The sequence below is a fragment of the Escherichia sp. MOD1-EC5433 genome, assembly GCF_002966005.1.
Classification (GTDB): Bacteria; Pseudomonadota; Gammaproteobacteria; order Enterobacterales; family Enterobacteriaceae; genus Escherichia; species Escherichia ruysiae.
On sequence record NZ_PTRL01000003.1, the window covers coordinates 287,962 to 299,874 of the forward strand.

Here is an 11,913-nt window from a genome sequence, read left to right on the forward strand (position 1 = left end):
GAGAAAACTGGAAGCATGCTAATGGCTACAATTCATGTAGACGGCAAAGAATACGAGGTCAACGGAGCGGACAACCTGCTGGAAGCTTGTCTGTCTCTGGGTCTCGATATTCCTTACTTTTGCTGGCATCCGGCGCTGGGAAGCGTCGGTGCTTGCCGCCAGTGTGCGGTGAAGCAATACCAAAACGCGGAAGACACGCGTGGTCGCCTGGTGATGTCCTGTATGACACCGGCTTCCGATGGCACCTTTATTTCCATTGACGACGAAGAAGCGAAACAGTTCCGTGAAAGTGTGGTCGAGTGGTTAATGACTAACCACCCGCACGACTGTCCGGTATGTGAAGAAGGCGGTAACTGCCACCTTCAGGATATGACCGTGATGACCGGGCATACCTTCCGTCGCTACCGTTTCACCAAACGTACCCACCGCAATCAGGATCTGGGGCCGTTCATCTCTCATGAAATGAACCGCTGCATCGCCTGTTACCGCTGTGTGCGTTACTACAAAGATTACGCTGACGGTACGGATCTGGGCGTTTATGGTGCGCATGACAACGTCTACTTCGGTCGCCCGGAAGATGGCACCCTGGAAAGCGAATTTTCCGGTAACCTGGTCGAAATTTGCCCGACCGGCGTATTTACCGACAAAACGCACTCCGAGCGTTACAACCGTAAATGGGATATGCAGTTTGCGCCGAGCATCTGCCAGCAATGTTCCATCGGCTGTAACATCAGCCCCGGCGAACGTTACGGCGAACTGCGTCGTATCGAAAACCGTTACAACGGTACGGTAAACCACTACTTCCTCTGCGACCGTGGTCGTTTCGGTTACGGCTACGTCAACCTGAAAGATCGTCCGCGTCAGCCGGTACAGCGTCGTGGCGATGATTTCATTACCCTCAACGCCGAACAGGCAATGCAGGGCGCAGCAGATATTCTGCGTCAGTCGAAGAAAGTCATCGGCATCGGCTCTCCGCGTGCCAGCGTGGAAAGCAACTTTGCGCTGCGTGAGCTGGTGGGCGAAGAAAACTTCTATACCGGTATTGCTCACGGTGAGCAGGAACGTCTGCAACTGGCGCTGAAAGTACTGCGTGAAGGCGGCATTTATACGCCGGCACTGCGCGAAATCGAATCTTACGATGCGGTACTGGTACTGGGTGAAGACGTTACCCAGACCGGCGCACGCGTCGCGCTGGCGGTGCGTCAGGCGGTGAAAGGTAAAGCACGCGAAATGGCGGCAGCACAGAAAGTGGCTGACTGGCAGATTGCGGCAATCCTCAACATCGGTCAACGTGCGAAGCATCCGCTGTTTGTCACTAACGTTGATGACACCCGTCTGGATGATATCGCAGCGTGGACTTACCGCGCACCGGTTGAAGATCAGGCGCGTTTAGGTTTTGCCATCGCCCATGCGCTGGATAACTCCGCACCGGCAGTTGACGGTATCGAGCCTGAGCTGCAAAGCAAAATCGACGTCATCGTGCAGGCACTGGCTGGTGCGAAGAAACCGTTGATTATCTCCGGGACGAACGCCGGTAGCACAGAAGTGATTCAGGCGGCGGCTAACGTGGCGAAAGCCCTGAAAGGTCGCGGCGCTGACGTAGGTATCACCATGATTGCCCGTTCCGTCAACAGCATGGGGCTGGGCATTATGGGCGGCGGTTCGCTTGAAGAAGCGTTAACCGAACTGGAAACCGGACGCGCCGACGCGGTGGTGGTGCTGGAAAACGATCTGCATCGTCACGCTTCCGCAACCCGCGTGAATGCTGCGCTGGCTAAAGCGCCGCTGGTGATGGTGGTTGACCATCAACGCACGGCGATCATGGAAAACGCCCATCTGGTGCTTTCCGCCGCCAGCTTTGCTGAAAGCGACGGTACGGTTATCAACAACGAAGGTCGCGCTCAACGTTTCTTCCAGGTTTACGACCCGTCCTATTACGACAGCAAAACGGTCATGCTGGAAAGCTGGCGCTGGCTGCACTCGCTGCACAGCACCCTGCTGAGCCGTGAAGTGGACTGGACGCAGCTCGACCATGTGATTGACGCTGTTGTGGCGAAAATCCCGGAACTGGCGGGTATCAAAGATGCCGCGCCGGATGCGACATTCCGCATTCGTGGTCAGAAACTGGCTCGTGAGCCGCACCGTTACAGTGGTCGTACCGCCATGCGCGCCAACATCAGCGTTCATGAGCCGCGTCAGCCGCAGGATATTGACACCATGTTCACCTTCTCGATGGAAGGTAACAACCAGCCGACCGCGCACCGTTCACAAGTGCCGTTTGCCTGGGCGCCGGGCTGGAACTCCCCGCAGGCGTGGAACAAATTCCAGGACGAAGTGGGCGGCAAACTGCGCTTTGGCGATCCGGGTGTGCGTCTGTTTGAAACCAGCGAAAACGGTCTGGATTACTTCACCAGCGTACCGGCACGCTTCCAGCCGCAGGAAGGGAAATGGCGTATCGCGCCGTACTACCACCTGTTTGGCAGCGATGAACTGTCACAGCGTGCTCCGGTCTTCCAGAGCCGTATGCCGCAGCCGTACATCAAACTTAACCCGGCAGATGCCGCGAAGTTGGGTGTGAACGTGGGTACACGCGTCTCCTTTAGTTACGATGGCAATACGGTCACGCTGCCAGTTGAAATCGCCGAAGGGCTGACGGCAGGGCAGGTGGGCTTGCCGATGGGGATGTCCGGCATTGCTCCAGTGCTGGCTGGCGCGCATCTTGAGGATCTCAAGGAGGCACAACAATGAGTTGGTTATCACCGGAACTGATTGAGATCCTGCTGACCATCCTCAAAGCGGTGGTGATCCTGCTGGTGGTTGTCACCTGCGGGGCATTCATGAGCTTTGGCGAACGTCGCCTGCTGGGTCTGTTCCAGAACCGTTATGGACCTAACCGTGTTGGCTGGGGCGGTTCGCTCCAGCTGGTCGCGGACATGATCAAAATGTTCTTTAAAGAAGACTGGATCCCGAAATTCTCGGATCGCGTCATCTTTACCCTGGCGCCGATGATTGCCTTTACCTCGCTGCTGCTGGCCTTTGCGATTGTGCCAGTCAGTCCGGGTTGGGTGGTTGCCGACCTGAACATCGGGATTTTGTTCTTCCTGATGATGGCAGGTCTGGCGGTCTACGCGGTGCTGTTTGCGGGCTGGTCAAGTAACAACAAATACTCGCTGTTGGGTGCGATGCGTGCTTCTGCGCAGACCCTGAGCTACGAAGTGTTCCTCGGGCTTTCCCTGATGGGCGTGGTGGCGCAGGCCGGTTCATTCAACATGACCGACATCGTCAACAGCCAGGCGCATGTGTGGAACGTCATCCCGCAATTCTTTGGTTTTATTACCTTTGCCATCGCGGGTGTGGCGGTGTGTCACCGCCATCCGTTTGACCAGCCGGAAGCCGAGCAGGAACTGGCGGATGGTTACCACATTGAATACTCCGGCATGAAGTTCGGTCTGTTCTTCGTGGGTGAGTACATCGGGATTGTGACCATCTCTGCACTGATGGTGACGCTGTTCTTCGGTGGCTGGCAAGGCCCGTTGTTACCGCCATTCATCTGGTTCGCGCTGAAAACCGCGTTCTTTATGATGATGTTCATTTTGATTCGTGCGTCGTTACCACGTCCGCGTTATGACCAGGTAATGTCCTTCGGCTGGAAAATCTGCCTGCCGCTGACGCTGATCAACTTGCTGGTAACGGCGGCTGTCATTCTCTGGCAGGCGCAATAAGGGGCACTAAGACCATGACCTTAAAAGAATTGTTAGTAGGTTTCGGCACCCAGGTTCGTAGTATCTGGATGATCGGCCTGCACGCGTTCGCCAAACGCGAAACGCGAATGTACCCGGAAGAGCCGGTCTATCTGCCGCCCCGTTATCGTGGTCGTATTGTTCTGACCCGCGACCCGGACGGTGAAGAGCGTTGCGTAGCCTGTAACCTCTGCGCGGTAGCCTGCCCGGTCGGCTGTATCTCGCTGCAAAAAGCAGAAACCAAAGACGGTCGCTGGTATCCGGAATTTTTCCGCATCAACTTCTCACGCTGCATTTTCTGTGGTCTGTGCGAAGAAGCCTGTCCGACCACGGCGATCCAGTTAACCCCGGATTTCGAAATGGGGGAATACAAGCGCCAGGATCTGGTTTACGAGAAAGAGGATCTGCTGATCTCCGGTCCGGGCAAATACCCGGAATATAACTTCTACCGGATGGCAGGTATGGCAATCGACGGCAAAGATAAGGGCGAAGCAGAGAACGAAGCCAAGCCTATCGACGTCAAGAGCCTGTTACCGTAAGGAGAGGGGCAATGGAGTTCGCTTTTTATATCTGTGGCCTGATAGCCATACTTGCGACCTTGCGAGTGATCACCCATACCAATCCGGTACACGCACTGCTGTACCTGATTATTTCGCTGCTGGCGATTTCCGGGGTGTTCTTCTCACTAGGCGCTTACTTCGCCGGTGCGCTGGAAATTATCGTCTACGCGGGTGCCATTATGGTGCTGTTCGTGTTCGTGGTGATGATGCTCAACCTGGGCGGTTCGGAAATCGAACAGGAACGCCAGTGGCTGAAACCGCAGGTGTGGATTGGTCCGGCAATTTTGTCGGCCATCATGCTGGTGGTGATTGTTTACGCCATTCTCGGTGTTAACGATCAGGGTATCGACGGTACGCCAATCAGTGCTAAAGCAGTGGGTATTACGCTGTTCGGGCCTTACGTACTGGCGGTTGAACTGGCTTCTATGCTGCTACTGGCTGGTCTGGTTGTCGCCTTCCACGTCGGTCGTGAAGAGCGTGCGGGTGAAGTGCTGAGCAATCGTAAAGACGACAGCGCGAAAAGAAAAACGGAGGAGCGCGCATGATCCCCTTACAACATGGACTGATCCTCGCGGCAATCTTATTCGTTCTTGGCTTAACCGGTCTGGTTATCCGTCGCAATCTGCTGTTTATGCTGATTGGTCTGGAAATCATGATTAACGCCTCCGCGCTGGCCTTTGTGGTCGCCGGTAGCTACTGGGGCCAGACCGACGGTCAGGTGATGTACATTCTCGCCATCAGCCTCGCGGCGGCGGAAGCGAGTATCGGCCTTGCGCTGCTGCTGCAACTTCACCGTCGTCGCCAGAACCTGAACATCGATTCAGTAAGTGAGATGCGCGGATGAACATGCTTGCCTTAACCATTATTTTGCCATTGATTGGCTTCGTCCTGCTGGCGTTCTCTCGTGGGCGTTGGTCTGAAAACGTCTCGGCGATCGTGGGCGTTGGCTCTGTGGGCCTGGCGGCGCTGGTGACTGCCTTTATTGGCGTCGATTTCTTCGCTAACGGCGAGCAGGCTTACAGCCAGCCGCTGTGGACGTGGATGTCGGTAGGCGACTTTAATATCGGTTTCAACCTGGTGCTGGACGGCCTGTCGCTGACCATGCTCTCGGTGGTCACTGGTGTGGGTTTCCTTATTCACATGTACGCCTCCTGGTATATGCGCGGTGAAGAGGGGTACTCTCGCTTCTTCGCCTACACCAACCTGTTCATCGCCAGCATGGTGGTTCTGGTTCTCGCCGATAACCTGCTGCTGATGTACCTCGGCTGGGAAGGCGTGGGTCTGTGCTCCTATCTGCTGATCGGTTTCTATTACACCGATCCGAAGAATGGTGCAGCGGCAATGAAAGCGTTCGTCGTGACCCGTGTGGGTGACGTGTTCCTCGCTTTCGCGCTGTTCATTCTCTACAACGAACTGGGCACCCTGAACTTCCGCGAAATGGTGGAACTGGCACCAGCGCACTTTGCTGAAGGCAATAACATGCTGATGTGGGCGACGCTGATGCTGCTGGGCGGTGCGGTCGGTAAATCTGCGCAGCTGCCGTTGCAGACATGGCTTGCCGACGCGATGGCTGGCCCGACGCCTGTCTCTGCGTTGATCCACGCCGCAACGATGGTAACCGCTGGTGTCTACCTGATCGCCCGTACCCACGGTCTGTTCCTGATGACTCCGGAAATTCTGCATCTGGTCGGTATTGTGGGTGCGGTGACGCTGGTGCTGGCAGGCTTTGCCGCGCTGGTACAAACCGACATCAAACGTGTTCTCGCTTACTCCACCATGAGCCAGATTGGCTACATGTTCCTGGCGCTTGGCGTACAGGCATGGGATGCGGCGATTTTCCACTTGATGACCCACGCGTTCTTTAAAGCGTTGCTGTTCCTGGCATCCGGTTCCGTCATTCTGGCTTGTCATCACGAACAGAACATCTTCAAGATGGGCGGTCTGCGTAAATCTATTCCGCTGGTTTATCTCTGCTTCCTGGTGGGCGGCGCGGCACTGTCGGCACTGCCGCTGGTCACTGCGGGCTTCTTCAGTAAGGATGAGATCCTCGCGGGTGCGATGGCGAATGGTCATATCAATCTGATGGTGGCAGGTCTGGTCGGTGCGTTTATGACCTCGCTCTACACCTTCCGTATGATTTTCATCGTCTTCCACGGAAAAGAACAAATTCACGCTCACGCCGTGAAAGGGATCACCCACAGCCTGCCGCTGATTGTGCTGCTGATCCTTTCCACCTTCGTTGGCGCACTGATTGTACCGCCGCTGCAGGGCGTGCTTCCGCAAACTACGGAACTGGCACACGGCAGCATGTTGACCCTGGAAATTACCTCTGGCGTGGTTGCGGTCGTCGGCATTCTGCTGGCAGCCTGGCTGTGGCTGGGTAAACGTACTCTGGTGACCTCCATTGCCAACAGTGCGCCGGGTCGCCTGCTGGGAACCTGGTGGTACAACGCCTGGGGCTTTGACTGGTTGTACGACAAAGTGTTCGTCAAGCCGTTCCTGGGTATCGCCTGGTTGCTGAAACGCGATCCGCTGAACTCAATGATGAACATTCCGGCGATTCTCTCGCGCCTTGCGGGTAAAGGTCTGCTGTTCAGTGAGAACGGCTACCTGCGCTGGTATGTGGCATCCATGAGCATCGGTGCGGTCGTGGTGCTGGCACTGTTGATGGTACTGCGTTGAGTTAAGGATTGTGGAATTGCCCCTGGGCATATAAGTACGTAGGTCGGATAAGCCGCCTTCGCGGCGCATCCGACACTACAACCGCAATCCGAAGAGAATTTTCTGTCGTGAGAATTCGTTGAAAATCCGGTCCTGACGGGACTTTTACAAGGAATAAAGATCGCCATGTTACTACCCTGGCTAATATTAATTCCCTTTATCGGCGGCTTCCTGTGCTGGCAGACCGAACGCTTTGGCGTCAAGGTGCCGCGCTGGATCGCGCTGATCACCATGGGATTGACGCTGGCGCTGTCGCTGCAACTGTGGTTGCAGGGCGGTTATTCACTGACGCAATCCGCCGGAATTCCGCAGTGGCAGTCTGAATTCGACATGCCGTGGATCCCGCGTTTTGGAATCTCTATCCATCTCGCCATTGATGGTCTGTCGCTGCTGATGGTCGTCCTGACCGGTCTGCTCGGCGTGCTGGCGGTACTTTGCTCGTGGAATGAGATCGAAAAATATCAGGGCTTCTTCCACCTCAACCTGATGTGGATCCTGGGCGGCGTTATCGGCGTGTTCCTTGCCATCGACATGTTCCTGTTCTTCTTCTTCTGGGAAATGATGCTGGTGCCGATGTACTTCCTGATCGCACTGTGGGGGCATAAAGCCTCTGACGGTAAAACGCGTATCACGGCGGCAACCAAGTTCTTCATTTATACCCAGGCGAGTGGTCTGGTGATGTTGATCGCCATCCTGGCGCTGGTTTTCGTTCACTACAATGCGACCGGCGTCTGGACCTTCAACTATGAAGAGTTGCTGAATACGCCAATGTCCAGCGGTGTGGAATATCTGCTGATGCTGGGCTTCTTCATCGCCTTTGCGGTGAAAATGCCGGTGGTTCCACTGCACGGCTGGCTGCCGGATGCGCACTCCCAGGCACCGACTGCCGGTTCCGTTGACCTCGCGGGGATCTTGCTGAAAACCGCCGCTTACGGTCTGCTGCGTTTCTCCCTGCCGCTGTTCCCGAACGCGTCGGCAGAGTTCGCGCCAATCGCTATGTGGCTGGGTGTTATCGGCATCTTCTACGGTGCGTGGATGGCCTTTGCCCAGACTGATATCAAACGTCTGATCGCCTACACCTCGGTTTCCCACATGGGCTTCGTGCTGATTGCTATCTACACCGGCAGCCAGTTGGCCTACCAGGGTGCGGTTATTCAGATGATTGCGCACGGCTTGTCGGCGGCGGGTCTGTTTATTCTCTGCGGTCAGCTTTATGAACGTATCCACACCCGCGACATGCGCATGATGGGCGGTCTGTGGAGCAAGATGAAATGGCTGCCAGCACTGTCCCTGTTCTTTGCGGTGGCAACGCTTGGGATGCCAGGCACCGGTAACTTCGTCGGCGAATTTATGATTCTGTTCGGCAGCTTCCAGGTTGTCCCGGTGATTACCGTTATCTCTACCTTTGGGCTGGTCTTTGCATCTGTTTATTCGCTGGCGATGTTGCATCGCGCTTACTTCGGTAAAGCGAAAAGCCAGATTGCCAGCCAGGAACTGCCAGGGATGTCGCTGCGTGAGCTGTTTATGATCCTGTTGCTGGTGGTGCTGCTGGTACTGCTGGGCTTCTATCCGCAGCCGATTCTGGATACCTCGCATTCCGCGATTGGCAATATCCAGCAGTGGTTTGTTAATTCCGTTACTACTACAAGGCCGTAAATCGCCATGACAATAACTCCACAAAACCTGATCGCACTGCTACCGTTGCTGATCGTCGGCTTGACGGTGGTGGTTGTGATGCTCTCCATTGCGTGGCGACGCAATCATTTCCTCAACGCTACGCTCTCGGTTATTGGGCTTAACGCGGCGCTGGTTTCGCTCTGGTTTGTCGGCCAGGCGGGCGCTATGGACGTTACGCCGCTGATGCGCGTTGATGGTTTCGCCATGCTTTACACCGGGCTGGTACTGTTGGCGAGCCTCGCCACCTGTACTTTCGCTTACCCGTGGCTTGAAGGCTATAACGACAACAAGGACGAGTTCTACCTGTTGGTGTTAATTGCCGCGCTGGGCGGGATCCTGCTGGCGAATGCCAACCATCTGGCGTCTCTATTCCTCGGTATCGAACTGATCTCTCTGCCGCTGTTTGGCTTGGTCGGTTACGCTTTCCGCCAGAAACGTTCGCTGGAAGCCAGTATCAAATACACCATTCTCTCTGCCGCCGCGTCTTCTTTTCTGCTGTTCGGTATGGCGCTGGTGTACGCGCAGTCTGGTGACCTGTCGTTTGTTGCACTGGGTAAAAACCTCGGCGATGGTATGCTCAACGAGCCGCTGTTGCTGGCAGGTTTCGGCCTGATGATTGTTGGCCTCGGCTTCAAACTCTCTCTGGTGCCGTTCCACCTGTGGACGCCAGACGTATACCAGGGCGCGCCAGCTCCGGTTTCCACCTTCCTGGCGACGGCGAGCAAAATCGCTATCTTCGGTGTGGTGATGCGTTTGTTCCTTTACGCACCGGTGGGTGACAGCGAAGCGATTCGCGTGGTGCTGGCGATTATCGCCTTTGCCTCCATCATCTTCGGTAACCTGATGGCGCTGAGTCAGACCAACATCAAACGTCTGCTCGGTTACTCATCTATCTCTCACCTCGGCTATCTGCTGGTGGCGCTGATTGCGCTGCAAACTGGCGAGATGTCGATGGAAGCGGTAGGGGTTTACCTGGCCGGTTATCTGTTCAGCAGCCTCGGTGCGTTCGGTGTGGTCAGCCTGATGTCCAGCCCGTACCGTGGCCCGGATGCTGATTCCCTGTTCTCTTACCGTGGTCTGTTCTGGCATCGCCCGATCCTCGCGGCAGTGATGACGGTGATGATGCTGTCTCTGGCCGGTATCCCGATGACGCTGGGCTTTATCGGTAAGTTCTACGTGCTGGCAGTCGGTGTTCAGGCGCACTTATGGTGGCTGGTGGGCGCTGTGGTTGTCGGTTCGGCAATCGGCCTCTACTACTACCTGCGTGTGGCGGTGAGTCTGTACCTTCATGGTTCAGAACAGCCAAACCGTGATGCGCCGTCAGACTGGCAGTACACAGCAGGTGGTATCGTGGTGCTGATATCCGCACTGTTGGTACTGGTGCTGGGTGTATGGCCGCAACCGCTGATTAGCATTGTGCGTTTGGCAATGCCGATGATGTAAGTCGTCAGTCTGTAAGCTGAGAAAGCCGCCGACATGTTCGGCGGTTTTTTTATGGTGCCCTGACACCATCACCCAACAATAACCGTCAGCGCATGATTCCCTTGCCGTAGCATACGTCTGTACGCACTAATCAGCTTTTCCATATCAAGCATGATCGAAGCAAAGAGTTGCCCCTCTAACTCTTCTGAAAAGGTCACTCCCGGATATATCTCCATTTCATTGAGCCGCTGAATGGAAAACTGTTTACGCAGCACATTGCGGTCTAGTGCCTCCAGACGGTCGATAGTGGCGGCTAATTCCTGATTCCATGTCAATCCCAGGAAACCATCGATACCCTCTTCGAGACTATGTTCACCGAGCACAGCACGACTCAGCGGATCATTCTTCGCTGGATCAAAGGCAGAGGTGCCCGTCAGGCCAAAATGTAAAAAATCCCAGCGTTTATCAATATCCAGTCGCCTTGAGCCTGAAAGCGTTTCATGAATATCGTCCATTAAAGATTTTTCATTAGACTCAATCAACTTGTTGGCCTTTTCTGAGTTTATTTCCGCAAAATACGCAATCATTCCCATCTTATTTCTCCCATCAGATTTCCTTTTGCGCATCTTAAAACAGACGGAGAAAAATAAAATATACAAGCTGCTTTTTCTGGAGCCACCTCGAGAAAATTTTATTATTTACTGTTGTACAACAAGGTTATAACACCATCCACCACCTGCGCCATTTTCTGATAGTTCAGTCTGTCTGCTGTATCGCCGGGCTGGTGATATTGTTTATTACGATAAAAAGCTGTGTCTGTAATCATGACGGCGGGAATATCCTGCTGCCAGTAATTAAGGTGGTCGGAGAAATCAATACCGGGAATAAAATCAGGGGCATTAATAGAATAAACAGATAATTCTTTTGACGATAACAACGCGGCTTTTACCTGACGCACGGCGCTGATATCCTGCATTCTGCCGACCACAGCAATAAAGTCACCTCGATCGGGATAAAGCCAGGACATCGCAGAGTAAGGATAGTCTTGACTCCCAGGCGCGGAATCATAAAACCCAATCATTTCAAGGGATATCATCAGTTTAACCGGGCGCATCAGGGTAACGGCATGTACCGCGCTTCCCATTTCGTCACTGCGAAAGAAGGGCGGCTCTTCCGAAGCATAGGCAACCAGTTGTACGCCAATAGCTGGTGCTTTCTGTTGTAGCAGACGCGCCAGTTCCAGTAATCCTGCGACGCCGCTGGCGTTATCATCCGCACCAGGCGTATAGATTAATTGGTCGTTTTCATAACTGGTTGCGGAATCATAGTGCGCACCAATAATAATCAGCGGTCCATCCTGTGGACCATAGTCAGCAATAATGTTTTTGTAAGGCCCATCAATAATAGGAACCCTCTGTTCGGTAACTTTTGCCCCGCTTTGTGTGAAAATATTTTTAATATAGCTGGCAGATATATTCAATTTATCAATATGATCAGCACTGCGTGGATACTGTGTTTGTGAAAGATAACGTACCGTTTTTTCTAGCTGCTCAGGGCTGGCATGTTGCGGTGTGGGGGGTAAGGCGCTGACGTAAGGTTGATATAAAACAAGTAAAGGGAGAGAAAATATTAGCAATATGATATAGAGAGGAATTATTCTTTTCATATATTTATTGTTGATGAAATGTGTTGTTTTATCATTATTCATGATGAGTGCCAGTAATGTATTTAATTAATACTGACAGGAATATACAAAAGATATATTTTACGCCAGGTTCATGAGTTTTTTAAAA

General features: G+C 54.0%; 10 protein-coding genes. 8 read left to right on the forward strand and 2 right to left on the reverse strand.

Translation table 11 applies throughout. The features are described 5' to 3' along the window. Nucleotides 1-21 precede the first annotated feature (21 nt). The 8 genes from nuoG to nuoN all read left to right on the forward strand — a co-directional run bounded on the left by nuoG (nucleotide 22) and on the right by nuoN (nucleotide 10,141). Nucleotides 22-2,748, forward strand: a complete 2,727-nt coding sequence (gene nuoG / locus C3D30_RS08305) for an NADH-quinone oxidoreductase subunit NuoG (protein WP_105286728.1) — start codon at nucleotides 22-24, stop codon at nucleotides 2,746-2,748. Further along, complete coding sequence (gene nuoH / locus C3D30_RS08310; RefSeq protein ID WP_000118685.1) at nucleotides 2,745-3,722, forward strand: NADH-quinone oxidoreductase subunit NuoH; 978 nt, start codon at nucleotides 2,745-2,747, stop codon at nucleotides 3,720-3,722. The genes nuoG and nuoH overlap by 4 nt, the downstream gene beginning before the upstream one ends. Before the next feature lie 14 nt (nucleotides 3,723-3,736). Next, nucleotides 3,737-4,279, forward strand: a complete 543-nt coding sequence (gene nuoI, locus C3D30_RS08315; protein ID WP_000172749.1) for an NADH-quinone oxidoreductase subunit NuoI — start codon at nucleotides 3,737-3,739, stop codon at nucleotides 4,277-4,279. A gap of 11 nt (nucleotides 4,280-4,290) precedes the next feature. After that, on the forward strand, nucleotides 4,291-4,845 hold the full coding sequence (gene nuoJ / locus C3D30_RS08320) for an NADH-quinone oxidoreductase subunit J (protein ID WP_000393513.1): 555 nt from the start codon (nucleotides 4,291-4,293) through the stop codon (nucleotides 4,843-4,845). Beyond that, nucleotides 4,842-5,144 (forward strand): NADH-quinone oxidoreductase subunit NuoK, encoded by a 303-nt coding sequence (gene nuoK, locus C3D30_RS08325; protein ID WP_000612644.1) that lies wholly within the window; start codon nucleotides 4,842-4,844, stop codon nucleotides 5,142-5,144. The genes nuoJ and nuoK overlap by 4 nt, the downstream gene beginning before the upstream one ends. Continuing rightward, complete coding sequence (nuoL, locus tag C3D30_RS08330) at nucleotides 5,141-6,982, forward strand: NADH-quinone oxidoreductase subunit L (protein WP_016231834.1); 1,842 nt, start codon at nucleotides 5,141-5,143, stop codon at nucleotides 6,980-6,982. Before nuoK ends, nuoL begins: the two co-directional genes overlap by 4 nt. A gap of 165 nt (nucleotides 6,983-7,147) precedes the next feature. After that, a complete protein-coding gene (gene nuoM / locus C3D30_RS08335) occupies nucleotides 7,148-8,677 on the forward strand; it encodes an NADH-quinone oxidoreductase subunit M (protein WP_000926452.1) in 1,530 nt (509 codons plus the stop codon). Between the two features lie 6 nt (nucleotides 8,678-8,683). Beyond that, the gene (gene nuoN, locus C3D30_RS08340) at nucleotides 8,684-10,141 is read left to right on the forward strand and encodes an NADH-quinone oxidoreductase subunit NuoN (RefSeq protein ID WP_000156703.1); all 1,458 of its coding nucleotides are present in this window, start codon (nucleotides 8,684-8,686) and stop codon (nucleotides 10,139-10,141) included. A gap of 68 nt (nucleotides 10,142-10,209) precedes the next feature. On the opposite strand, the gene C3D30_RS08345 is transcribed toward nuoN, so the two are convergent. Both C3D30_RS08345 and C3D30_RS08350 read right to left on the reverse strand, forming a co-directional pair. Next, on the reverse strand, nucleotides 10,210-10,713 hold the full coding sequence (locus C3D30_RS08345; RefSeq protein ID WP_105286729.1) for a YfbM family protein: 504 nt from the start codon (nucleotides 10,711-10,713) through the stop codon (nucleotides 10,210-10,212). 101 nt (nucleotides 10,714-10,814) lie between these two features. Next, nucleotides 10,815-11,786, reverse strand: a complete 972-nt coding sequence (locus tag C3D30_RS08350) for a M28 family metallopeptidase (RefSeq protein WP_105285583.1) — start codon at nucleotides 11,784-11,786, stop codon at nucleotides 10,815-10,817. Between the last annotated feature and the right edge of the window lie 127 nt (nucleotides 11,787-11,913).